Below are 25,313 nucleotides of genomic sequence, written 5' to 3' on the forward strand. Positions count from 1 at the left end.
ACACTTTGCTCAATCCCCAATCTCCTCCAACACCGGTATATCATCCATTTTTTCTAATCTCTCTGCAAGTTCTTTTTTAGCTTCAATTAATTCTTTTTCCGCTTTGATAAGGTCTTCGTGGAGTTTTTCTTTACCTCTGCGGGTTTTGGAAAGTTTGCGCATGATCTCGAAAATTTCTCCTTCTGCTTCCATTATTTTTAGACGTTTGTAATAAGTAAGTGTTTCGGTCATGTGTGCAAGTGCGATCATTGCAGTTAAAAAAGGATGGTTATTGGTAACATTTACAGCTTTTAATTTTCCATGTTCAAGTTCCACTTTTATTGCAAAGGCAAATTCTTTCATATTAAATTCTTCGTGTTTACTTTTCGGATCTAAATATGCTTTAATTGCGTCCACATTATTCATGGTGGACAGATCCACTTCTGTATTCTTTTTGGAATTGAGGTCCTTAAAAATTACATTTCGTATTGCACGTGCTTCGTCAACGGTTGGATCATTTTTCGGGTTATCAAAATCGCGTTCCGACCAATCCCAGTTTTTACGGTGAACCGGTTTGATATATTTTTCGCAAAATTCCGTTACGTCATTTTTCAGACTCACGAATTTGCCGTCCCGTTTTATATAAACATCCTGATAAGTGCCACTGGTTTTCATATTGCCATTTTTAGGTGATAAATGTAATGAATTTCCTCTTTATGTTATTTTTTGGGGAAACTGCAATTTTTGGAGGCTTTTCAAGGTTTAAATGAAATTTTTATAAATTTTGCCCGGAGTTGACCTGTTTTCTACATTTTTTGCATGCCAAATTTGTGGAATGCAAACCAATTTCCTTCAAAAATTTATAAATTTGACTGCTTGAAAGTGCATTAAATTAATTAAGAGATTAAATTTGAACCAATGATTGTTTTCTTAAATCCATAGAAGTATGAAAATTAAATTTATCCTTTTTGTTGTTGTTTTATCGATCGTTTCTTCTGCTTTCACGCAAACGCTTAAACCGGGTTTTAGCAAATCAGAATATATAGAATTATTGTGTTTGACGGCTAAACATACTGATCCAGATCACTTTGAAGGAATTCCAATTCCTGAGAAATTTGAATTGGATTACAGGTCGCCAATTGTGGCTTTGGATAATGCTTGGGAATTATGGACGAGTGCGGATAATAAGGCTGCAATTAGTATTCGGGGCACTACAGAAAATACTGTGAGTTGGTTAGCAAACTTTTATGCTGCCATGGTACCTGCAACAGGTAAATTAAATCTATCGGCCACGGACACATTTCATTATGCCCTTTCAGAAAATCCACGAGCTGCAGTGCATGTTGGTTGGCTGGTTGCAACTGCATTTTTAAGTAAAACCATATTGCCGAAAATCGATTCCTGTTATGCTTCGGGAATAAAAGATATTTATTTAATAGGCCATAGCCAGGGAGGTGGTATTTGTTTTTTAATGACTGCCTATTTATATAGTTTGCAAAAAGAAGGCAGATTGCCTGCAGATATTCAGTTTAAAACCTATTGTAGTGCGGGACCAAAACCGGGGAATTTATTTTTTGCTTATGAATATGAGAATATAACACAGACGGGTTGGAGTTACAATGTGGTTAATGCAAACGACTGGGTTCCTGAAGTTCCTTTTTCTATTCAAACAACCGACGATTTTACAGAGGTAAACCCTTTTCGATTGGCAAAAGGAATGATCAAACAACAAAAATTTCCTAAAAATGTTGCGCTGAATCATGTTTATAAAAAATTGGATAAACCTTCGCGTAAAGCGCAAAACAATTATCAAAAATATCTTGGAGATCTGATGTCGGAATATGTAATAAAAAACATTCCGGAATTTGAGGCACCACTATATGTAGAAAGTAATAATTATGTCCGCACTGGAAATACTATAGTATTAATGGGTGATTCAGCGTATTTTAAAATTTATCCACTTGATAAGGAAAAGATATTTCAGCACCATTTACCGGCTCCGTATTTATATCTCGCAAACAAATTACCTGAAAATAATTCCGATGCGGAGCTTCAGGTTGAAAAGGTTAAACTTAACGGCAACTGGGTGTTGTTTTATATTTCCGGTAAAAAGATAACCTTTGATGGATTATATCCAACCAAAAAACCAACAATTATGTTTGACCTTAATGCCTCCAGAGTGAGTGGAAATACAAGTTGCAACTCCTTTAGCAGTAGTTTGGAAATAGAGGATGGAAACATGCTGTTTGGAGACTTGATAACAACCAAAATGTTTTGTGAGGGGGAAGGTGAACAGTCTTTTTTGGAAACCTTTCAAAGAGTAAACAAGTATAACATATCAAATACTGGTGAATTGTTATTGATGGAGGGAGAAATTGTATTGATGAAATTTAATAAAAAACAATGATATGCGAACGATAAATTATATAATTATTCTGATTTTGATGATACCTGCTTTCACTTCCTGTAAGAATGAAGCTAATGAAGCGGAAGAGAATACAGCAGCAGAAACTGCAGTGCATAATTGTTATCAATATGTTTCGAAATCAGATACGATCAAAATGGATATTACAATAGAAGATAATCATGTATCAGGAAGTTTGGTCTATAATTTTTATGAAAAGGATAAGAATACCGGAACCATAAAAGGAGAATTACGCGGAGATAAATTAACAGCTATATATTCTTTTATGAGTGAAGGTGTTAAATCCACAAGGCAAGTCATTTTTCAGAAAAACGGAGAGACTTTTACGGAAGGATATTATGTGGATGGCAATTATACAATAACCGATTTTCCTGGTACTGTTGTATTGAAAAAAATTCAATGTGAGTGATATACCCGCGTGAGCGATTGTAGCGGAAAGCCCACAGCGAGGCACGAGCGAGGACCTGCCTGCAGATGCTCTGCGTCAGGCAGGCTTGCAGCGAAAAGCGCGGCCCAAAGGGACACGCCCAGAAATCAATTAATAATAATACTCTTCATTTTATAAATTCCACCCTGCAATATTCTCACCTGATAAATTCCACCTGATAAATTGGAATTAATTGTTCCATTCACCGCCCCATTATTTGCAATAAAAATTTCATTTAAAACAATTCTTCCCTGCATATCAAAAATTTCTACAGATACTTTATCATTTAATAATTTATCATTAATATATTCAAAATTAAATACACCATTATTTGGATTCGGATAAATAACGAGTTCATTATTGTTTATTTCTTCTCCTTCTTTACAACCACTGTGTGTTACTTTTTTCTTCGATGACATTTTAGTGCAACCCGCAGCATTAGTAACCTGCACTTGATAATTTCCTGTGGTATAAGCTAAATATGCCAAATAAATTGCACCGGGAATTGGAACATTATTTTTAAACCATTGATAAGTAATATCCGTTCCCGTATTTGCAACCAAAACAACTGGACTACTCACGCACAAATTTAAACTTGCAGAGCCTAGAGTTGTGGCGGCTGCGGGATTTTCAACTACTGTTAATTCATCACTTGCAATAGCAGAACATCCGGATAGATCTATATAGGTATATGTTATTGTATGTGTTCCAACTCCTGCAGTATTCGGATTAAAATAATTAGTTCCCATAATTCCCGTACCGGTATAAAATCCTCCGGAAGGTGAACCATCGGTCAATAAAATTGCACCATCATTACTACAAATAATATCATCGCTAAAATTTAATGTAACATCCGGAAGATCTAAACATCCGGAATTTCCATGGTAAACATACACTTGCCCTTCATCGGTTTGACCGTTATCATAAAATGGTGCTGATGCAATAATATCATCATAACCATCTCCATTTATATCACCTGCATTTGCAACTTCAGATCCTAAATATGCATTTGCCTGATTCGATTCTGATATCCAGGAAGTAGATCCCGGAATTCCATCCGCACTTCCCGTAAAAACATATATTGCACCTTCATTGGTCTGCCCGTTATCATAACCTGATGAACCGAGAATTATATCACTATATCCATCATTATTTACATCTCCACCACCGGATACATTGGCCCAATTAAATACACCACCAAAATCCCCTGATACTAATAACCAATTTGGTGATTCTGATAATCCGATCGCACTTCCGTGGAATAAACTTATGACTGGTGTATTTTCATCGCCATCTCCTTCTGTTGAATTGATAATAATATCATAATAACCATCACCGTTAACATCACCTGCAGAAGAAATTGATCTTCCCTGGAGGGCGCCATCAGGACCACCGCAATCCACCCATGCAGAAGTGTTTTGTAATCCTCCCGGTTTACCGTGAAATACATACACACATCCCTGACCATCAAATCCTGTAGCATAAGCACCCACAATTACATCATCAAATCCATCTCCATTAACATCACCTGCGGCTGACAACGAATAACCATAATTTGATTCGCCGTCATAATCGGAGGCATTCCAACTCGCAGAGGAATTTAATCCGGTTGCACTACCAAGGTAAAGAAAAACAATGCCTACATGTGAAAATCCGGCATCGTATGAAGCAACAGAAATTAAAATATCATCATAACCATCGTTATTTACATCTCCTGCATCAGCAACATCATAACCAAAATAATTATTTGTTTTATTTATTTCTTTGGTCCAGTTTGGAGTTGCAGAAAGTCCGGTAACCGATCCATAAAATACAAATACTTTTCCTTCATCTATTTGTCCATTGTCGAATAATTTTGCGGCAATTATTACATCATCATAACCATCATTATTTACATCACCGGCACCCGAAATACTAGAACCCAATTGTGCATTTATTTGATTGGATTCATAGGTCCATGCAGCAGTTGCCGAAACTCCTGTGGCGGTTCCATAATATAAAAAAACTTTTCCTTCATCAGCTTCACCATTATCAAAAAGAGGTGCGGCAATTAATACATCATCAAATCCATCTCCATTTACATCACCTGCCTGTGCAACCGAAGTACCGAAATTGGCAGAAGCCTGATCAATTTCGGAGGTCCAGTTTGGTGTTATTGGGATTGGTATGGGAGGGTCGGGTATTTGTGCAAAAATGTTTGTAGAAATTGAAAATACTAATAGTAAAACAAAGGTATACTTATAGTATGCAGGTATAAATTGAATATTCCGGGTATTCCATAGTTTCATCTTGATTATTTTGTCTGTAAATATAACACATTTCGGGAACTGTGAATCGTGAGTCCGGTAGAAAATCGTGAAACATTAATCTGAATGAGTAATGAGTTATGAATAATGAATAGGTTATCGAACGCAGGTTACTGTTACCTCCGAACTGAAACTTTGATGGAAAAAATAAACATTCTTAACAACTCAAAGTAAACTCATTACTCATAACTCATTACTCATTTTCGTTAATCAAAGTCTCCGAGTGAAATCTATACTCGCTGCGAACGACTCTCACTACTCCCCACTCACCATTCACCCCAGTGAGACCCCTACTGAAAAAGTTGGAGCCTCACTTGCGCTTGCGAAAAAAAAATTCTACAATTAAAACTATTCCAATTCCCACCGTATACATCAACATATCCAACCAATTAAATGCAGAACCCATAATTATTTTGGCCAGTTTGGAATGTTGTAATCCTAAAATTTCAATTAATTGAAGATATTGTAATAATTCCACAAAATATGCGAATAATAAAACTGCAATTGCGGTTTTAATAATGGGAGTATTAAAAAATGTTTTTACAAAACAATAAATTAAAATCACCACCAAAAGATCACCAAAATAAGGACGGATGAATTTGTCTTTTACAAAAATGGCGATGCAGGCTTCTGTTATAAAAAGTGCTGCTGTTAGAAATGCGTAATTTTTGTTTAGCGTGATCGACATGAATGAATAGTAAACCCGGGAAATCTATAATAACGATTAAAAAAAAATAAAATTAAATCGGATCTACAACCCAAAACTTTCAGCTCCGAATCCACAGAGTTCGCTACGCGTAACACTGTGGGGAAACTCAAGAGGTGGAAAACCCCAAACCCCAAACTCAGAACTCCGAACACAGAACTCAGAATAATCCTAAGTCCTATTTCCTATTTCCAATGTCCTACCTCAAGTCCCGTGTCCCGTGTCCTGTGTCCCTGTCCCGTGTCCTATGTCCTACTTCCTATGTCCTACTTCCTACTTCCCCTTCCCCTGAAATATTATCAAAACCGTATAAAACATGATCTTAAAATCAATTGCCAAACTCATGTTCTCAATATAGAGAAGATCATATTTCATGCGTTGGATCATTTGATCTACGTTGCTGGCGTAGCCGAATTTTACCATGCCCCAACTGGTGAGGCCGGGTTTTACTTTTTGTAAATGTTTATAGGTGGGAGCAATTTCGGTAATTTTATCAATGTAAAATTGTCGCTCGGGGCGAGGACCAACAAGACTCATTTCTCCTTTAAAAATATTAAATAACTGAGGCAATTCATCGAAGCGCCATTTGCGCATAATTTTTCCCCAAGGAGTGATGCGTTCATCATTTTCGCTGGAGAGAGCAGGACCACTTTGTTCTGCGTCAAGAAACATACTGCGGAATTTATAAATGGTGAAAGGTTTATTATTAATTCCTACTCTTTGTTGTTTATAAATTATTGGACCCTTGGAAGATAATTTTACTTTTATTGCAATAAATAAAAACAAAGGCCATAATATTAATATTGCTATAATAGAAACCGCAATATCAATTCCTCTTTTTATAAATCGCTGCCATCGTGGCATCAGGTCGGGGTAAATTTCGATGAGTACTGCACCTAATACGTTGCTCATTTTTACTGAACCTGATAATATATCGTACATATCAGGTACTATTTTAATAACGATATTTCCTTTTTCAGCCAGTGTGTCAATTATTTTATTGAGCAAATGATGTTCGGATGTTTCTATGGCAATAATAACCTCATCGATATTGCGTTCTTCTATGATACTATTGAGCTGTGGTAATTTTCCGAGATTGGGCATGTAATTGGTGAGTTCACTTTCCTGACTGCCATTAACTTCTACATAACCGGTAAATGCATAACCCAATGATTTTTTATAATTAGTGATCTCTTTATATATTGCAAGTGCGCGTTGGTCACTTCCGATAATAATGGTGTTATAGGCTACAACTCCTTTTTGTAATTGTTTTTTGGCCTGTGAGAGAATGATCATTCTGCTGATGGTGGTCAACAGAAATTGCGCTGCGAATAAAAGAAAAAATAATTGATAATAATCGTGATAATCGCTGATATAATCATCGAGCAATAAGGAAAAGAAAATGATCAAAACACCAATAAATGCAATAACAAAAGTTCGTGTAATTTCGGCCAACCTCGATTTGCGATAAATATCGGTGTAGGTGCCGGCAACAAAATATAAAACAAGCCAAATAAAAGGGATACCAAAAATTCCTATAAAAAAATTGGGATCATTTAAAATTTGTTGTTTAATATTTATCGGATAATCTTCAATATAAAATTTGCGATAAAAGAAAAAACCTGCCCATACAAGCATTGCAGTTACATAATCGAAGAAAATATAAGTTAATATGCCTATTCTTCTTTTAAAGCGCATTAATTGGATTGGATGATCTTTAAATTATCAAAATAAATTTGTGCACTATCACTGCTTTCATTAATAGCCCTGAATTCCAGATTGTAAGATACAGGTTGATAGGCGGAAAAAAATTGTAATGTTGGATTTAAATTTACATAGATCTTATTCCAATAAGTTTTAGGAGTAATGGTTAATACCTCATCATAAATTGTTGAACCTCCCGAGGTATTACACCTCAAATAAACGAGATAATTTAAATCACATTTATAATCGATCTCTAAAAATAATTGGTGATCAATGGTGCCGAAATATAACGGATCGGTGCTTACCCTAAAGGTGTCGAGGTCGCCGGTTAAAGTTGTAACAGCAGAACGCAAACCTTCAAATACATCCGTAACAGAGGTTGTAGTGGTAAGTTCTGTTTCACTTTCCACACTGTGAAAACTATTTCCGGTTTCAAAACGATCTTTATATATAAAAGTAATGGCTGCGGAAGGTTTGTATGTTGATGTTGGTGACAATGTATCTGTTTCGCCTTCCATTAAAGTTCTTGTGATAGCATATCCATTGTAAAAAGGATATATCATTCCGGTTCCTGAAATCCCATTTTCCTTTATTCCGGGATATACAATAATATCTGTTTCACCTGATTCCAAAATGGGGACTGTTGCCGGTAATTCGAAAGCCCCGATAAAAATCCCATTGGCATAAACCCAGGCATCGGTAATTTTAGTGGAGGGATATCCCTGCAGTTCGAGGTTGCAGGTGAAAGTAAAATCATTGATATAAATATAAGAGGGAATTTTTTCCTCCGGATTAATTATTTCACAACTACTAATTACCGTGATCAAAAACAGGGGTAGTATTTTCTTTAATTTAATTCGCATCCTCGTCCAACTTTAATTTTTTTGCTGAGATTATTTTTTAATCCCTGTATGCAATATTCTTCTCTATTTTATGCAATATCATATGCGCTACTTGTAATGCCCGGTAACCGTCATCAATAGTAACCGGTGTTTCTGTGTCGTTTAATATTGCACTTGCAAATAACTCCAATTCCATTTTTATTGCATTAACAGGAACCACTTCCGGTTTATGCATATGTAATGCTTTCTTTTTAAAGGAATTTCCGGTGTTAATATCAATGGTTAACGCATCTTCTCCGGAAATAGCATCTGTGAGTGTCAATATTTCTGTCACATTTTCACCAAAATCAACCGCAATATACATATCTCGCTGAAACATTCTCATTTTGCGCATTTTTTTCATGGAAATACGGCTTGCAGTCAGATTGGCAACACAGCCATTATCAAATTCAAGACGCGCATTTGCAATATCAGGTTGGTTGCTGATCACCTTTACCCCGCTGGCACTAACACGTTTAACATTGGATTTCACAATATGTAAAATAATGTCGATATCGTGAATCATAAGGTCAAGCACCACCGAAACATCTGTCCCCCTAGGGTTAAAACTGGATAGGCGATGACTTTCAATGAACATGGGCTGCAAATCGATGCCCTGAACCGCTAAAAATGCAGGATTGAATCGCTCCACATGTCCAACCTGTGCCTTTACATTGGCTTCGTGCGCCAGCGACATCAGATATTTTGCCTCGTGCACCGAATTTGCCAATGGTTTTTCCACGAAAATGTGTTTTGCTTTTTTAAGAGCAGCCCTCGCACAATCATAATGAGAAACGGTGGGAGTAACAATGTCAACCGCATCTACGGCATCTATCAACTTATGAATATTGCCAAATCGTGTTATTCCGAAGGTTTTTTCAGCATATTGGGCATTTGTTTCGTCCGGATCATAAAATCCCACTAATTCAAAATCAGGGATCTCCTTCAAAAGCTTGAGATGAATTTTTCCAAGATGACCTGCTCCTAAAACGCCAATTCTTACCATAAACTGATTTGTGCAAATTTAAAAGTTTAGATGGGAGGGTTGTATAAATTAGAAGTATAAATGTGAACTAATATTTCACTTTGTAGCGCTATCAATACACCTTTATAAAATTCAGTAAGGCAAAATTCGTTTATCTTCACACTGATTTTACTGTATGAATTTGAAGAGTGTTTTATCCGTTTTTTTTATTTTGCCTGTTTTATCGGGACTGATGTTGTGGCAAGCCTGGCCACCTTTACAACTCACTTTTTTGGTTTTTGCCGGATTTGTACCCTTGCTCGTAGCTGAAAAGGTGATCAGCGACACATATAAAAAATATACAGGATTAAAGGTTTGGATAAGTTTATATACCGGACTTCTGGTTTGGAATTTAACAACTACATATTGGATAAGTAATGCAAGTTTGGCTGGCGGATTATTTGCGAATCTTGCAAATCCCGCATTAATGTCCGTTCCTTTTATGCTTGCTCGAAATACCAGAAAACAATTTGGTACCAGGTTGGGATATGCTTCCTTGGTGTTTTATTGGATGGCATTTGAATCTATTCATCTGAGCTGGGAACTTACCTGGCCCTGGCTGAGTGTTGGAAATGTATTTGCTGTTAAACATACCTGGATACAATGGTATGAATATACAGGAGTATTTGGAGGAACACTTTGGGTATGGATCACCAATTTATTATTGTTTTTTATTTTATACGACAGACTTTTTCCTTCCGAAAAAATCAATCCCGTAAATAATTCTCTTTTTAAAAAATACATACCTCTGTTTTCATTGGTATTAATAATTTTTATCCCGATACTTATTTCTAAAATAATTTATAACAATTATGAAGAAAAAGGTAAACCTGTAAATGTTACCGTTTTACAACCCAATTTTGATCCATACAAAGAAAAATTTGATATTCCTTATGCAATACAAATGGAAAAAATGCAGGGATTATCAAAACAGAAATTAACAGATAGCACCGACTATCTGGTCTGGCCGGAAACATCCATTCAAAAAGATATTTGGTTGGATAAAATTAAATATGAAAAACCAGTAAGAGACCTTTCAAAATTAATTGACAGTTTCCCAAACCTTACCATTGTGTTAGGTATAAACGGATTTGAAAGATATACTTCACAGGATGCATCTATTACAGCAAGGATGGAAATAATTCCGAGATTGCCCTCAAAAACATCTGACACATTGTTCTATGATATTTATAATACTGCTTTACAAATTGATTCATCCTTGCAACTGCCCTATTATCATAAATCTAAATTAGTTCCCGGAGTTGAACGAATGCCCTATCCGCAATTCATTAAATTTTTGGGAGATAAAGCAATTGCTTTAGGGGGAATAGAAGGAAGTTTAGGGACCCAAAAAGAACGTACCGTTTTTTATAATAAAGATTCCGTTGGAATTGCACCGGTAATTTGTTTTGAAAGTGTTTTTGGTGAATATGTTTCTGATTATGTAAGTAATGGTGCCGAATTGATATTTATAATTACCAATGATGGTTGGTGGGGAAATACTTCCGGATATCAACAACATTGTTTATACGGAAAGTTGAGAAGTATTGAAACGCGTCGCAGTATTGCGCGTTCCGCAAATACCGGTATATCTTGTTTTATTAATCAGCACGGAGATATTTCTCAACCCACGGAATGGAGAGAAGATGCGGTGTTAAATGCAACCTTATTGGCTAACGATGACAAAACATTTTATGTTGAATTTGGCGACTATCTTGCACGTGTTGCACTTTGGATATCGGGATTTTTAATTTTGATGACCTTGGTTTCTGCTAAGATCATTAATCGGAAAAATAATAAGGAGTTGGATAATTAATTTATTTCTTTTCCATTTATTTAATGATTCATTTTTTACATTATTAATTTTTTTCATGTATGGATTTACAAAATTTATGTTTTGAAGTAATAGAAATTGTAAGACCGATAGGTGCTTATATAAAACAGCAGCGTGAAAACTTTCAGGATATACTGATAGAAAAAAAAGGTGTGCGTGATTTTGTTACAGAGGTAGATACCAATGCGGAAAAAAGATTAGTTACGGCATTAAGTAAAATATTACCCACTGCAGGTTTTATCACCGAAGAAAAAACCGTTGAGCAATCTGATAAAGAATATTTATGGATCATTGATCCCTTGGATGGCACCATGAATTATGTACACGGAATTCCGATCTACTCCATAAGCATTGGATTACAATATAAAAATGAAATTATTTTAGGAGTGGTGTTTGAGGTTGCCAATAATGAAATGTTTTACAGTTGGAAAAATGCACCCGCCTATTGCAATGGGAAAACAATTCATATTTCCGGCTGCAATAATTTGGGTGATGCACTTATTGCAACGGGTTTTCCCTATATCAGAAATAACGAACGCACCCAAAAAATTTCGGAAACATTAAAGTATTTCCTCGACAATGGAAGAGATATCAGGCGACTCGGAACAGCGGCTACCGATCTTTGTTATGTTGCTTGTGGAAGAATGGATGTTTATTATGAGGGATTTTTAAATATTTGGGATATTGCCGCAGGAATTATTATAGCTGAAAATGCAGGTGCATTTGTTTCTGATTTTAAGGGCGAACGTAATTTCCACGAGGGAAAAATTGTAGCCACTATACCTGATATTAAAGAAGACGTGCTAAAGGGTGTTAAATTAATGCCATATGAATGAACGTTCATTCATATGGCATTAATGTGAATTTATTCGGCAAAAAGAGAAATCAACCAGTAGATCAAACCGCTCATAATTATGGATGCTGGAATTGTTAAAATCCATGTCCACATAATTTTTGTAACCACTTGCCATCTCACGGCGCTAACCCGTTTTGCAGCGCCAACTCCCATGATTGCACCTGTAATAGTATGTGTGGTAGAAGCGGGAATTCCCAAAGCTGCTGTCCCAAATAAAGTTATTGCTCCGGCAGTTTCTGCACAAAATCCGCCCATAGGTTTTAATGGAGTTAAATTATGTCCCATGGTTTTTACAACTTTCCATCCTCCAATAAGAGTTCCTAAACCGATAACGGTATAACATGCATAAAATATCCATTGTTGTGGATTATCGATATCTGCATGGCCGTTTGATGCTAATAATAAAATAATGATACCTGCAGTTTTTTGTGCATCATTACTTCCGTGACCAAGACTAAATGCAGCAGAAGAAACTAATTGCATAAAATGAAAAAATCCATCCACCTTTCGCGGTTTAAATCTTCGGAATATCCAGAGAGTTATTATTTGTAAAGTATATGCAACCAGAAGTCCAATTACTGGAGCGAGAAAAATAAAAATAAATATCCAACCAAGACCTTTATGATCAGGTTCAAACCATAATAATGCATCTGGTCCGGCTTTTACTAAAGCTGGTCCAATTAATCCGCCAATTAATGTGTGTGATATACTAATCGGCATACCGAATTTTGTACATAACCATCCCCAGATAATGGCTCCGATTAATGCAGCCAGAACAAAATAATTATCGCCGTCAACCACACTTTTATCAATTACTCCTTTACTCATTGTTTTAGAAACTTCTGTAGATTGGAAGATCCAAAGCGCTGCGAAGTTGAAAAATGCAGCCCAGATAACAGCTTTTGTAGGACTTAATACTCTTGTTGCAACTATGGTGGAAATGGAATTGGCGGCATCATTTGCACCGTTTATAAAATCAAAAACAAGTGCCAATATTACCGTAATAATAATGATAGGTTCAATACCGCTCATAAGATCACGTGGTTTTTACAATTATTGATTCAATAACATTGGCAATATCTTCACAGCGATCGCTCGCGCTTTCCATTTTTGAAATAATATCTTTTATTTTAATTATTTCAATCGGATCTTTTTCATTTGCAAAAAGATCCGTAAGTGCCAATTCAAATATTACGTCACTTTGATTCTCCACATTATTGATCTCGATAATGAGTTTGCGCAATTTTTCGATATTGCGCAGATCACGCAATTCTTCTAATGCAGCTTTTACTTTTACAGTACCATCATTTATCAACTCCGCCATTTTAATAATTGCCGACGGTAAATTATTGGGTTTGTATAATTTGATGCGCAATGCAGCATCTTTAACATGATCGGCAACATCATCAATTGTTGAAGCAAGATAATGTATATCCTCCCTATCAAATGGAGTGATGAACACGATATTGAGATTATTCATGATCTCATGTGTGATCTCATCTCCCAAATGTTCTACATGCTCAATTTCTTTTATCACCTCCTCTCTTTTTACTACATCGGTCTCTTTTACACAATGCAACAAAAGTTCAGAGATCCTTACATTATTATCCGCTGCTTTTCCAAAGAGAGGATAGAAGGTTTTGTCCTTGGGCTGGAAAAACCTTAAAACTTTGTCTATAGACATATTTTGTTATTTTAAATTAATGTTAAGTGGTGCTAAAGTAATAGTTAATAATACAAAAAATTAATATTGGCTCTTATTTTCACGATTTAGTTACATTTAGTTAACAATTCGGTAACATTGGACTGAAACTAACTCCTAAAAGTGCCTTGTTTACTGCTAAATTAAGGAATCGTTATTCATACATAAATTAAATGCTTAGTTAATATTCGGTTAACATTGCTGGAATACCTTCGCACCAACTAAATGCATAATATGTTAAACAAAATCGCCTATTTACTAATTGTTGCTGTAGGATTGTCATCTTGCGGCGGCACAAAAACCGGTGAGGAAGGTTCTAAAGAGATCTCCGGTTCCATTTCATTAGATGGATCAAGCACAGTTTATCCTCTGAGTGAAGCTGTTGCGGAAGAATTCGGATTAAAAAACCCAAAAGCAAAAGTTACGGTTGGAGAATCGGGAACAGGCGGGGGATTTAAAAAATTCGGACGCGGAGAAATTGACATTTGTGGTGCTTCCCGTCCTATTAAAGACAGTGAAAAGGCTATTTGTGATTCAGCTGGAATTAAATATCTGGAATTGGAAATTGCTTATGATGGAATAGCTATTGTTGTTAATCCATCCAATACCTGGGTTGATAAAATTACTACTGCTGAATTAAAAATGATGTGGGAAACTGCAGCTCAGGATAAAATTAAAACCTGGAGTCAGATTCGTGCCGGTTGGCCAAATGAACCCATCCATTTATATGGTGCGGGAACTGCAAGTGGAACCTTTGATTATTTTACAGAAGAAATTTGCGGTAAAAAAGGTGCGAGCCGCGGCGATTATACTGCCAGTGAAAATGATAACCAATTAGTTACAGGTGTTGCAGGTGATAAAGGTGGTTTGGGATATTTCGGAATGGCTTATTATGAAAATAATAAAGAAAAATTAAAGATCGTTCCGGTTGACAATGGTAGTGGGTCAGGAGTTATTCCAACACAGGAAACAGTTTTAAATAAATCGTACGCTCCACTTTCGCGTCCACTTTATATATATATTAACGAAGCAGCACTTGCTCGTCCTGAGGTTGCAGCATTTATCACTTTCTTTATTGAAAATGCTCCGGGTTTGAGTAAGGATGTAGGATATGTTCCTTGCGAATCAAGTGTATATACAACCCAACAAGAAGTTTTAAAAGCAGCAATTACAAGATTGACACCTACGAGTAAATAATTTATTAAAATGTTCAGGTAATAATTGTATTGCCTGAACACTTTTTATTTTTTGTGAAGAGAAAAGAAAAAATAATAGAATTCCTTTTAGCACTTAGCGGTGCTATTACTGTTTTAACTACCATTGGAATTTTATCAGTATTATTATACGAATCGGTTTTATTCTTTAAAGAGGTTTCTATTGTAGAATTTTTTACGGATACACAATGGACACCTTTATTCGATGATAAACATTTTGGAATACTTCCGCTTATTGCCGGAACGGTTTTAACTTCCTTCATCGCAATTACCGTTGCACTTCCTATCGGATTGAGTATAGCAGTGTATTTAAATGAGTATGCGCATCCAAAAGTGCGACAAACAATTAAACCCATGTTGGAAATATTAGCAGCAATTCCAACAGTTGTTTATGGGTTTTTTGCATTAACTGTGGTTACACCTTTTTTACAGCAAATTATTCCCGGATTATCCGGATTTAATGCATTATCTCCGGGAATTGTAATGGGCATTATGATCATTCCATTAATTTCTTCCTTGAGCGAAGATGCATTATATGCAGTTCCAAAATCTTTGCGTGAAGCAAGTTATGGATTAGGATCAACACCATTTCAAACATCTTTTAAAGTATTGATACCAGCCGCTTCATCAGGAATTATAGTTTCGGTGATATTGGCAATTTCCAGAGCCTTCGGTGAAACAATGATCGTTGCCGTAGCAGCCGGTTTGGAACCACGTTTAACTTTAGATCCGACAGTCCCGATCGCAACCATTACAACATACATAGTTCAGGTTTCCATGGGTGATGTACCTCAGGGATCACTTGAATTTAAAACAATATTTTCAGCTGGGATGATGTTATTTGTTTTCACATTTATTTTAAATACGATTACAGCGAAAGTGAAAAAGAAGTTTTATCATAAATATGAATAAGTGAATGGTGAATAGTGAGTAGTGAGTTTGCTCTAACGTTTCCGAAACTCACCACTCACTAAATGAGTAATGAGTAATGAGTAATGAGTTATGAGTAATGAGTTGGCTCCAGATAAATGAACGCTTGACTCCTGACTAATGTCTCTTGAATAATGACAAAAAAAACATGAACAACCGAACAAAAAATAATCTCTTCAAATACTGGGCAATTGCTTGCACCATGTTTGGAATAATTATGTTGGCGATATTTCTTATCAATATTATTGTTGATGGAATAGCGAGAATAGATTGGGCATTTATTACCAATCTTCCATCCAGAAAAGCAGAAAATGCAGGTATTTACACTGCATTAATGGGAACCGTTTGGATATTGGTTTTAACTGCAATTATTGCAATACCTATTGGAGTTGCTGCCGGAATTTATTTGGAGGAGTATGGAAAAAAATCACGACTCGCTAATATTTTAGAAATTAATATTACCAACCTCGCAGGAATTCCTTCTATTATTTATGGTATTTTGGGGTTGGAAGTATTTGTGCGCACTGCCGGATTGGGAAGTAGTTTATTGGCCGGAGCATTAACATTATCATTATTGATATTGCCAATTATAATCGTATCAACAAGAGAAGCAATCAAAGCAGTTCCGAAAACAATTAAAGAAGCAAGTTTTGCATTGGGCGCATCAAAATGGCAAACAATTTCGCGACAAATTTTACCTGCAGCAGGTGGTGGAATTGTAACCGGTGTAATTTTATCCTTATCTCGTGCAATTGGCGAAACTGCACCTCTTATTGTAGTTGGTGCATTAACATATGTTCCCTTTGCGCCATCTACACCAATGGATCAATATTCCGTATTGCCTATGCAAATATTCAACTGGATAAGCCGACCTGAAAAGGAATTTGCAACAAATGCAGCCGCAGCTATTATTATTTTATTATTAATAACCTTTGTTATGAATGGTATTGCAATATATTTGAGGAATAAATGGCAGAAAAAAGTTAAGTGGTAAATTTTTATGAGTTATAAATTAACAGCAGATAATGTTCAGGTTTGGTATGGCGATTTTCATGCACTGAAAAACATATCTATTCGTATTCGCCCCAATACTGTTACTGCATTTATTGGTCCGAGTGGTTGTGGTAAATCCACTTTTTTGCGTTTGATAAACCGCATGAACGATTATATCGACGGTTTCAGAATGGATGGACATATTCTTATCGACGAAAAAAATATTTACGCCAAAAGGGTTCGCGTGGAAGAATTGAGAAAGGAAGTTGGTATGGTATTTCAAAAACCTAATCCCTTCCCAAAATCAATATTTGAAAATGTAGTTTACGGATTGCGTATTCGCGGAGTAAACGATAAACATATTCTAGAAGAAGCATGCGAAAATTCATTGCGCCAGGCTGCTTTATGGGATGAAGTAAAAGATGATCTTAAAAAATCGGCATTGGCGATCAGCGGAGGACAACAACAGCGTTTATGTATAGCAAGAACATTAGCAGTTAAACCAAGTATAATATTAATGGATGAACCTGCAAGTGCACTGGATCCAATTTCAACAGCGAAAATTGAAGAATTAATATCACAGCTTAAACAAAATTATACCATCATAATAGTAACACACAATATGCAGCAAGCAGCCCGCATAAGCGATCGCACTGCATTCTTTTATCTTGGTGAATTAATTGAATTTGATACAACAGTAAATATATTTACGGCACCGAAGGAAGATAAGACGCAGAGTTATATTACGGGACGGTTTGGATGAAGATGTACCGATGCCTGCCCGTCTTGCGACGGGAACAGCCAAAAGATGTACCAATGTACCGATTAACAGCCGAACCTTCGGTTCAATATAAAATGGAATTAAAACGAAATTGTAAATCCGAAGCACTCAATTAACAAATTATCAAATTGACAATTAACAAATTAATAAATGACCTATGTCGCAAATAGATAATCCTGTTCATAATTTGAAGGAGGAATTGGAACAAATGTTTCAACTGGTTACAACGCAATTATTAAAAGCAAAGGAAGCCCTTACAAAATTTGATAAAGATCTTGCGCGTGAGGTTGTGCAGATCGAAAAGCGTGTGAATGGTCAGGAATTACAGATCGATCGCACTGCGGAGAATTTTATTGCATTATATGCTCCGGTTGCAATTGATCTTCGATTTGTACTTGCTGTTTTAAAGATCAACAACAATCTTGAAAGAATTGGTGATATAGCGGAGGGAATTTCCAAATATATTAATGAAACCGATAAACCATTCGATGCAGATCTAATGGAAGAAAGTAATGTAATGCCGATGTTTGAAGCTGCAATGAAAATGCTTGCAGATACAAAACTCGCCTTCGAAACAGAAGACACTTCCATCGCCAGAAAAATATTTAAAAGCGACGATTATCTCGATCATATTAATATCGAAGCAATTAATAATCTCACCCATGCAATGCATGCAGATCCTGCAAAAATTTCTGATGCCCTCTACATCATCTCCATCATCCGCAAACTCGAACGCATCGGAGATCAACTAAAAAACATCGCCGAAGAGATCATTTTCTACATAGAAGCGAAGGTTTTGAAACATGCGGGGAGGAAATGAGAGATGAGTAATGAGTAATGAGTTTGACTCTCGTTTGCCGGAAATTCTTACTCCTGACTAATGACTCTTGATTTGGGTGAATGGGGAGTAGTGAGTGGTGAAAATACTTCGAGTGATACTTTAATTACGCATCATAAAATGAATAATGAGTTATGAGTTATGAGTTTGACTCTCGTTCACCGGAAATCCTTACTCTTGACTATTGACTCCTGACTATTTCTTCCTCAAACTTTCCTCCTACCAAGATTTTCTTGTAGTAATAATTGTAATAATCCAAGATTAATTTCTTCGTGCCCCTTCGTGTCCTTTGAGCCTTCGTGGCCTCGTCATCCTTACCACAGCACATACCACAACACATGCCGCAACACACACCACAACTCATACTACAACACATACCACACCACATTCTACAACACACACTCCAACACGTACTACAACACGCAATACGCAAAACGACACACAAAAACTTTCATCAAAATAAAACCACCCGCACCCTTTCCTCCGTAAATGCTCTCAAATAAATTATTCAAACAAACAAAAACATAAAAAATGAAAAATCTGACAAAAATTTTCGCAACAATCGCTTTATTCTTTGCAATCAGTACAACATTTGCTCAAAACAGTAGCAATACAACCATGGTTGGTGGTGAAGCAATGTATCCTGCAAAAGACATTATCGACAACGCAGTTAAATCAAAAGATCACACCACGCTTGTTGCAGCAGTTAAAGCAGCAGGATTAGTTGAAACATTAAAAAGTGCAGGACCTTTTACAGTATTTGCACCGGTAAATGATGCATTCGAAAATCTTCCTGCAGGAACAGTAGAAACATTATTAAAACCAGAAAATAAAGACATGCTTGTTAAAGTTCTAACTTATCACGTTGTTTCCGGAAACATGGATTACGATGCAATATCCAAAGCAATTAAAGCTGGCAATGGCACTGCAACATTAACTACAGTAAGTGGTGGTAAATTAACAGCTATGATGAATGGTAAACACAATATCCAACTTAAAGATGAAAACGGAAATGTGTTAAATGTAACTACCTACGATGTATATCAAAGCAACGGCGTTATCCATGTGATCGACAAAGTAGCTCTTCCTAAATAATTTTGTGTGATTTAGTTTTTAGTTAACGGAGAAGGTTTCAAAACCTTCTCCGTTTTGTTTTTTACAAAAAATTTACCCAAATAAGATCCCAAAGACTTGAAAATGGTATTAAAACCCAAAAAATGCTTATTACCTTTGAATTACTTTGAAAAAGGTAATCACCATATTGATCACCATAATTTACCTCTCCGGTATATTCTCTCCATTTTATGCTCTTGCAGGTTATTATATGCACAAGGATTATATTGTTGAAAATCTTTGTATTAATCAGTCGAAACCCGAAATGGATTGTGAGGGTAAGTGTTACTTAAAAAAACAAATTGTGTCAGAGGTTACAAAGAATGCAGGTCGATCCACAAATTTACCGGATGAGACCAACACAAATTATTTTACTCCGCATTTTACAACTTCATCTGAAGGAATATATCTTTTCCCCATATATATAGATTTAAAAACAGATTTTTTTGCCTCTGCTTTTGATTTTAATTATGCACAAATAATTTTTTCTCCACCCAAATTAATAGTTTAAGTCTTATTGAATTAATTTCCACGATATATTGCCGGCACACCTTTGGCAAAATAATTGTGGACTGTAAATGGCATGAAATTATTTTATGCTTTAATTTTTAAACTATTAAATGTAAAAATTATGAAAAATTATATCTTATTATTTATACTTGGTACCGGTGTTGTTATTCTTAATTCTTGTAAAAACGATGATGAAATCGTCAACTATGAAGTAACAATTTCTATTTTAGAACCGGTAAATGGTGCTGTGTATTCCTCCGGGGAAGAATTGCATATGGAAGTAGACTTTGACGGAACTAAGGAAATCAGAAACTATGAGGTGCTCGCTTTAAATCTCACATCCGGGGATACTATTGCACACTTTACAGGTACATCCGGCGATTTATTTGTTCCTTTTCATGACCATGTGGAGGATGTGATAGTAACTGAAACTTCAAACTGTACATTAACTGCATCTGCATGGGAAATTGAGTATGCCGACAGGATCTCAGAATCGGTTACCTTCACTATTAATCCATAAAAGGTGAAAAAAATATCGATTTTAATTATAATAATTATTTCTTTTGGAAATAGTAAAAAACTCCATGCATGCGATATGTGTGGTTGCTCTTCCATGGGCGGCTTAAATAATTTATCCTCTTACGCAACCAATAATTTTATAGTATTTAAATCCGCCTACAATGCATTTCATACCTTTTCTGAAACAGAAGGTTCATTGGTTACATCAGATATGTATACATTGGATCTTGTTGGCGGGTATAGTTTGAATGATAGGTTGCATCTTTCGGGATACATTCCATTTAAGGTAAATAATTATTCATCGGGAGAAACCGAAACCAAAATCAGAGGTCTTGGTGATATTGGAATAGTTGCCAATTATATTTTGTTTAAATCAAATGATACTATTTTAGGTAATCAGCAATATAATTTCAGCGTAAAAGGTGGTATAGAATTTCCAACCGGTAAGTTCAACAAAAATTTTCGAACTGATCATCTTCCTGCATCTGTTTCAGCAGGTTCGGGTTCCATTGATCTTATTACCGGAGCGCGATTTGTTTTATATAAAGGATATACTAATTATTTAGCGGATTATACCTTTAAATATAATTTTGAAAATGCGTCGATGTATCGTTTTGGAATGCAAAATTCACTTGCCTTAATTGTTACACATAAATTGCAAAAAGGCAAAAGTGAATTTATCCTATTTGGAGGTTTGATAGGTGAACATGCCTCCTTCGATAAATTTCATGACATTGATCAACACGCAACTTCCGGAGAAAATCTGTTTCTTGATCTTGGATTTGAATTTGTCAGGAAAAAGATCTTCGCGGGAATTTCATCGGATATTCCATTGTATTCAGATTTTGGAGGAGAAATAAGCTCAAAACCAAGGTATTCCCTAAGTTTTGGTTATCTGTTTAACTAATAAATAATTTCGTGTAATTTCGGGCTTATAAAATTTTTTTCCTTTTGCAATTGTGGAATTTAACACTGTTTGCATCTGTATAAAAAAAATATTGAATCCGGATTTTTTACCATTACCCAATTTATATCTAACATCCTTAAATTTTAAATCATATGAAATTAAAATTCCTGTCAATCACCACAACTGCTTTCCTCTTTTTTGCACAAACCATTTTAAGTGCACAAGGCGCACCGGATGAAGAGGAAGATTCCACTATGACTTTTGAACAATTAGAATTTGAGGAAGCCTTAATTGAAATGTTCGGAGGTGATTTTCTTTCTGAAACGGAATCAGAAAATACCACGCTTTTATCTGGTGCTGGAAAAACGGATAAACAACAAATTGATGAATTAATGCAATCAGCAAAACTTTTGTATTCAAATATTTATGATGAATCTTCCATGCGAATTGAAAATGGAGATACTACTTTTACATCTTCCTATTTGTTTAATAATTGCTCTGAAAGCAATATTGTAAGAGAAAAAGGCGGTGAATATATCAGATATGAAAGTGTAATTTATAACAGTATAGATCTGGATGAATGCGCACTATTTTACGATGCCTGGAAGACCAAACTCAGCAATGAGCTGATTGCAGAATTTGATATGGCAGAGGAAGAAAATAATTATACTGTAGCCTATACTTTATCAGATAAAACAGATAAAAGTCTCACTATATATTTAATGATTCGTGATACAGGAAATGAATATATCACATCCCTAATATTGAGAGGAAATAAAGAACTCCTCAAACGCAAAGCCAATGCCGACCTCTGGGATAATTAAAAATTCTCCATAAAATATATTATAACTTAAACATCAAACCCTGCATCTATCAATGCAGGGTTTTTTATTATAAAATATTCTACACAATAATTTTCAATTTACCAGAAATCAATCTGACTTAAATCCAAATTCATCTTCTTCTATCCATGAGGCATATCAATTGCCACGAAGGCACAAAGACACAAAGGTTTCACGAAGAAAATATGCTATTCATCAAACTAATCCCACAAAAAAAACCTGCATTTTCTCATGCAGGTTTTTTAAAAAATTATCTAAAATTAAATTTTACAATTTCCAAAACTAAACAATCAAACTAAAATCATCCTCCCATCAATAACCAAGTCCTATGTCAAATTTCCCTTGTCCTTTGTCCAGTCCCGTGTCCTGTGTCCCGTGTCCCGAATCCTACTTAGCGAAGCTAATCGCTCTCTTCTCCCGAATAACCGTCACCTTAATATGCCCCGGATACTGCATCTCATCCTGTATTTTTTGTGCAATACTAAATGAAAGTTCTTCCGCCTGAACATCGGTAACTTTTTCTGCTTCTACTATTACACGTAACTCCCTGCCGGCTTGAATGGCATATGCTTTTTCCACTCCGTCGTTCACCAATGCAATGGATTCCATTTCTTTTATGCGTTTGAGATAACTCTCTAAAATTTCTCTTCTCGCACCAGGTCTTGCACCACTAATTGCATCACATGCCTGAACAATTGGAGAAATCACATATTGCATTTCTATCTCGTCGTGATGCGCACCTACTGCATTTACAATGGCAGGATGTTCACCGTATTTCTCACATAATTTTGCACCTAATAATGCGTGACTTAATTCACTTTCCTCCTCAGGAACTTTTCCAATATCATGCAAGAGACCGGCGCGTTTTGCGAGTTTTGCATTGAGACCTAATTCTGCTGCCATGGTTGCACATAAATGCGCAACTTCCCTGCTGTGTTGTAATAAATTCTGACCATAAGAAGAACGGAAACGCATGCGTCCGATAATGCGGATCAATTCGGGATGAAGTCCTGTAACACCTAATTCAATTACAGTTCTTTCTCCAATCTCCACAATATGTTCTTCCATTTGTTTTTTGGTTTTTGCAACCACTTCCTCGATACGAGCAGGATGTATTCTTCCATCTGCCACCAATCGCTGCAAACTCAAACGCGCAATTTCTCTGCGCACAGGATCGAAACCGGAAATAATAATTGTTTCCGGAGTATCATCCACAATAAATTCAACTCCAGTTGCTGCTTCTAATGCGCGAATATTTCTTCCTTCACGACCAATTATCTGACCTTTCTGATCATCGCTGTCGAGATTAAATACAGAAACAGAATTTTCAATTGCCTGTTCCGCTGCCGTGCGCTGAATAGTTTGAAGAATGATCTTTTTAGCTTCCTTATTCGCTTTTAATTTCGCCTCTTCAACAATTTCTTTAATATGCGACATCGCCTTGTTTTTGGCTTCGTCTTTTAATGCTTCAATTAATTCATTTCTCGCCTGATCAGCACTTAATTTACTTACTTCCTCTAATTTTTGAATATGGGTTTCGTACGCCTTATCCAATTCTCCTTTTTTAGTATTTACAACCTCTAATTGTGTTGCAAGATTTTCGCGAATGGTTGTTACCTCAGCTTCTTTTTTTGAATATTGTTGCTGCTGCTGACCTAATTGCGATTCCTTTTGTTTCATGCGCATTTCCTGCTCTTCCAGCTTCGAAACTTTTTGTAGTCTCTCTTTTTCAAGTTCCGCTTTGTGTTGAATCAATTGATCTTTTAATTCAAGAGATTTTTCGCGTTTGTAAGCATCGGAATCATTTTTACTTTTTTGTAATAATAATTCCGCTTCTTTTTTTGCGGTGGAAAGAATGTCGTTCGCTTCGCGTTGAGCTAATCCTTTTTGGCCTTTCGTTTGTCCGAAAATAAGCCTCCCTGTAATTAATCCTATCACAAGGGTAGCTACACCAATAATTACGTACATTAAAATGTCGTTCATATATATGGTTTTTATGATGAGGGACTTCAACGGTAAGAAAACCGAAAGTTAGAGAGGATATCCTTCGCAGTGCGCCGGAATTTTGCAGGTTTTGAGAAGAGTTACTTAAGAATTAAGCGCCTTTAATATTTGCTGATTGAGCAGTTCAAGTTCAGATGTGTGGTCTGTTTCCGGTATTTGCTCAACTGTTTTATTTTCCTCCCCAAGTGTATCTACCATCATCGTCAACATCGCCATCGCGAGATAATCTTGTTTATCGCTGCCTGAATGCAGGTTTTGGAGTTCTTTTATCTTTTCAGCTATTATTCTGGCTGCCTTTCTCACTGTTTCTTCTTCCTCAGGCTTCACCTTAAGCCTGTAGGGCCTGTCGCAAATTGTGACATGTATATTCAACAATTTGCTTTCCTCTGTATCCATTGGGTTTTTTACGCTCGTTTGGTCCAATTGGGACTAAAGTTAAGGAAAGATTATGAAAATGCTAAAAACGGGTGTGGAGCTTTTACCGCATTATGTGTTCAATCGTTCAAAAGCGCTATACAATTGTCCACTTCTTTGATCAGTTCATTGATCTTTTTTTTCATCTCCGCCTTGCCTGGGTTGCTTTCGTCGCTGCTTGTTCCGCCGGCTATCGTTTGAACGGTTTTTATCAGCTCAATCTGTTTTTCCAGCTCTTCTATCTTTTTATTTTTATCCTGACTGGTTTTTCGCTGGGCATCGAGCTGACTCTTCAGAATATCATTCTCATTTTTAACTGCATGATAGTTCCGGAGCAAACGGTCGAGGTTGCTTTTTATATTTTGTAACTGTTCCTGCATATTATTTGTGTGTGTGTTCTGCCC

General features: G+C 36.0%; 25 protein-coding genes. 14 read left to right on the forward strand and 11 right to left on the reverse strand.

All coding sequences use genetic code 11. The features are described 5' to 3' along the window. Positions 1 to 9: 9 nt before the first annotated feature. The gene (locus tag IPI31_06920; protein ID MBK7567548.1) at positions 10 to 654 is read right to left on the reverse strand and encodes a hypothetical protein; all 645 of its coding nucleotides are present in this window, start codon (positions 652 to 654) and stop codon (positions 10 to 12) included. Between the two features lie 271 nt (positions 655 to 925). Between IPI31_06920 and IPI31_06925 the strand changes: the two genes are divergently transcribed. Both IPI31_06925 and IPI31_06930 read left to right on the forward strand, forming a co-directional pair. Further along, positions 926 to 2,386, forward strand: a complete 1,461-nt coding sequence (locus IPI31_06925; protein ID MBK7567549.1) for an META domain-containing protein — start codon at positions 926 to 928, stop codon at positions 2,384 to 2,386. Position 2,387: 1 nt separating this feature from the next. Next, a complete protein-coding gene (locus IPI31_06930) occupies positions 2,388 to 2,813 on the forward strand; it encodes a hypothetical protein (protein MBK7567550.1) in 426 nt (141 codons plus the stop codon). A 125-nt stretch (positions 2,814 to 2,938) separates the two neighbouring features. On the opposite strand, the gene IPI31_06935 is transcribed toward IPI31_06930, so the two are convergent. The 5 genes from IPI31_06935 to IPI31_06955 all read right to left on the reverse strand — a co-directional run bounded on the left by IPI31_06935 (position 2,939) and on the right by IPI31_06955 (position 9,434). Further along, positions 2,939 to 5,119: an FG-GAP repeat protein gene (locus tag IPI31_06935; GenBank protein ID MBK7567551.1), complete on the reverse strand. Its 2,181-nt coding sequence runs from the start codon at positions 5,117 to 5,119 to the stop codon at positions 2,939 to 2,941. Positions 5,120 to 5,447: 328 nt separating this feature from the next. Continuing rightward, complete coding sequence (locus tag IPI31_06940) at positions 5,448 to 5,825, reverse strand: DUF2809 domain-containing protein (GenBank protein ID MBK7567552.1); 378 nt, start codon at positions 5,823 to 5,825, stop codon at positions 5,448 to 5,450. Between the two features lie 291 nt (positions 5,826 to 6,116). After that, positions 6,117 to 7,541, reverse strand: coding sequence for a sugar transferase (locus IPI31_06945; protein ID MBK7567553.1), 1,425 nt, complete (start codon positions 7,539 to 7,541; stop codon positions 6,117 to 6,119). Beyond that, the gene (locus IPI31_06950) at positions 7,541 to 8,410 is read right to left on the reverse strand and encodes a hypothetical protein (protein MBK7567554.1); all 870 of its coding nucleotides are present in this window, start codon (positions 8,408 to 8,410) and stop codon (positions 7,541 to 7,543) included. The genes IPI31_06945 and IPI31_06950 overlap by 1 nt, the downstream gene beginning before the upstream one ends. 37 nt (positions 8,411 to 8,447) lie before the next feature. Further along, the gene (locus IPI31_06955; protein ID MBK7567555.1) at positions 8,448 to 9,434 is read right to left on the reverse strand and encodes a Gfo/Idh/MocA family oxidoreductase; all 987 of its coding nucleotides are present in this window, start codon (positions 9,432 to 9,434) and stop codon (positions 8,448 to 8,450) included. Between the two features lie 154 nt (positions 9,435 to 9,588). Between IPI31_06955 and lnt the strand changes: the two genes are divergently transcribed. Together lnt and IPI31_06965 are read left to right on the forward strand one after the other, a co-directional pair. Beyond that, positions 9,589 to 11,268, forward strand: a complete 1,680-nt coding sequence (gene lnt, locus IPI31_06960; protein ID MBK7567556.1) for an apolipoprotein N-acyltransferase — start codon at positions 9,589 to 9,591, stop codon at positions 11,266 to 11,268. Positions 11,269 to 11,327: 59 nt separating this feature from the next. Next, on the forward strand, positions 11,328 to 12,122 hold the full coding sequence (locus IPI31_06965) for an inositol monophosphatase (GenBank protein ID MBK7567557.1): 795 nt from the start codon (positions 11,328 to 11,330) through the stop codon (positions 12,120 to 12,122). Positions 12,123 to 12,151: 29 nt separating this feature from the next. On the opposite strand, the gene IPI31_06970 is transcribed toward IPI31_06965, so the two are convergent. Both IPI31_06970 and IPI31_06975 read right to left on the reverse strand, forming a co-directional pair. After that, the gene (locus IPI31_06970) at positions 12,152 to 13,174 is read right to left on the reverse strand and encodes an inorganic phosphate transporter (GenBank protein ID MBK7567558.1); all 1,023 of its coding nucleotides are present in this window, start codon (positions 13,172 to 13,174) and stop codon (positions 12,152 to 12,154) included. A gap of 4 nt (positions 13,175 to 13,178) precedes the next feature. Further along, complete coding sequence (locus tag IPI31_06975; GenBank protein MBK7567559.1) at positions 13,179 to 13,826, reverse strand: DUF47 domain-containing protein; 648 nt, start codon at positions 13,824 to 13,826, stop codon at positions 13,179 to 13,181. A gap of 252 nt (positions 13,827 to 14,078) precedes the next feature. On the opposite strand from IPI31_06975, the gene IPI31_06980 reads away from it, so the two are divergent. The 10 genes from IPI31_06980 to IPI31_07025 all read left to right on the forward strand — a co-directional run bounded on the left by IPI31_06980 (position 14,079) and on the right by IPI31_07025 (position 22,473). Then, positions 14,079 to 15,041, forward strand: a complete 963-nt coding sequence (locus IPI31_06980) for a PstS family phosphate ABC transporter substrate-binding protein (protein MBK7567560.1) — start codon at positions 14,079 to 14,081, stop codon at positions 15,039 to 15,041. A gap of 53 nt (positions 15,042 to 15,094) precedes the next feature. Beyond that, positions 15,095 to 15,970 carry a phosphate ABC transporter permease subunit PstC gene (pstC, locus tag IPI31_06985; protein MBK7567561.1) on the forward strand — a complete coding sequence of 292 codons (876 nt, stop codon included), beginning with the start codon at positions 15,095 to 15,097 and terminating at the stop codon, positions 15,968 to 15,970. Positions 15,971 to 16,136: 166 nt separating this feature from the next. Then, complete coding sequence (gene pstA, locus IPI31_06990; GenBank protein ID MBK7567562.1) at positions 16,137 to 16,982, forward strand: phosphate ABC transporter permease PstA; 846 nt, start codon at positions 16,137 to 16,139, stop codon at positions 16,980 to 16,982. Positions 16,983 to 16,988: 6 nt separating this feature from the next. Then, positions 16,989 to 17,744, forward strand: coding sequence for a phosphate ABC transporter ATP-binding protein (locus tag IPI31_06995; protein ID MBK7567563.1), 756 nt, complete (start codon positions 16,989 to 16,991; stop codon positions 17,742 to 17,744). A gap of 175 nt (positions 17,745 to 17,919) precedes the next feature. Further along, a complete protein-coding gene (gene phoU / locus IPI31_07000) occupies positions 17,920 to 18,582 on the forward strand; it encodes a phosphate signaling complex protein PhoU (GenBank protein MBK7567564.1) in 663 nt (220 codons plus the stop codon). Between the two features lie 549 nt (positions 18,583 to 19,131). Further along, on the forward strand, positions 19,132 to 19,695 hold the full coding sequence (locus tag IPI31_07005; protein MBK7567565.1) for a fasciclin domain-containing protein: 564 nt from the start codon (positions 19,132 to 19,134) through the stop codon (positions 19,693 to 19,695). A gap of 145 nt (positions 19,696 to 19,840) precedes the next feature. After that, entirely contained in the window at positions 19,841 to 20,224 is a 384-nt protein-coding gene (locus tag IPI31_07010; protein ID MBK7567566.1) for a hypothetical protein, read from the forward strand. A gap of 120 nt (positions 20,225 to 20,344) precedes the next feature. After that, positions 20,345 to 20,743: a hypothetical protein gene (locus tag IPI31_07015; GenBank protein ID MBK7567567.1), complete on the forward strand. Its 399-nt coding sequence runs from the start codon at positions 20,345 to 20,347 to the stop codon at positions 20,741 to 20,743. 3 nt (positions 20,744 to 20,746) lie between these two features. Then, positions 20,747 to 21,649, forward strand: a complete 903-nt coding sequence (locus tag IPI31_07020; GenBank protein ID MBK7567568.1) for a hypothetical protein — start codon at positions 20,747 to 20,749, stop codon at positions 21,647 to 21,649. Positions 21,650 to 21,801: 152 nt separating this feature from the next. Continuing rightward, positions 21,802 to 22,473, forward strand: coding sequence for a hypothetical protein (locus tag IPI31_07025; GenBank protein ID MBK7567569.1), 672 nt, complete (start codon positions 21,802 to 21,804; stop codon positions 22,471 to 22,473). 405 nt (positions 22,474 to 22,878) lie between these two features. On the opposite strand, the gene rny is transcribed toward IPI31_07025, so the two are convergent. The 3 genes from rny to IPI31_07040 form a co-directional block, all read right to left on the reverse strand. Then, positions 22,879 to 24,474 carry a ribonuclease Y gene (gene rny, locus IPI31_07030; protein ID MBK7567570.1) on the reverse strand — a complete coding sequence of 532 codons (1,596 nt, stop codon included), beginning with the start codon at positions 24,472 to 24,474 and terminating at the stop codon, positions 22,879 to 22,881. A gap of 105 nt (positions 24,475 to 24,579) precedes the next feature. Continuing rightward, positions 24,580 to 24,918 (reverse strand): cell division protein ZapA, encoded by a 339-nt coding sequence (locus IPI31_07035; protein ID MBK7567571.1) that lies wholly within the window; start codon positions 24,916 to 24,918, stop codon positions 24,580 to 24,582. Between the two features lie 71 nt (positions 24,919 to 24,989). Next, positions 24,990 to 25,289: a hypothetical protein gene (locus IPI31_07040; GenBank protein MBK7567572.1), complete on the reverse strand. Its 300-nt coding sequence runs from the start codon at positions 25,287 to 25,289 to the stop codon at positions 24,990 to 24,992. Between the last annotated feature and the right edge of the window lie 24 nt (positions 25,290 to 25,313).

The sequence above is a fragment of the Bacteroidota bacterium genome (assembly GCA_016706865.1).
Classification (GTDB): Bacteria; Bacteroidota; Bacteroidia; order Chitinophagales; family BACL12; genus UBA7236.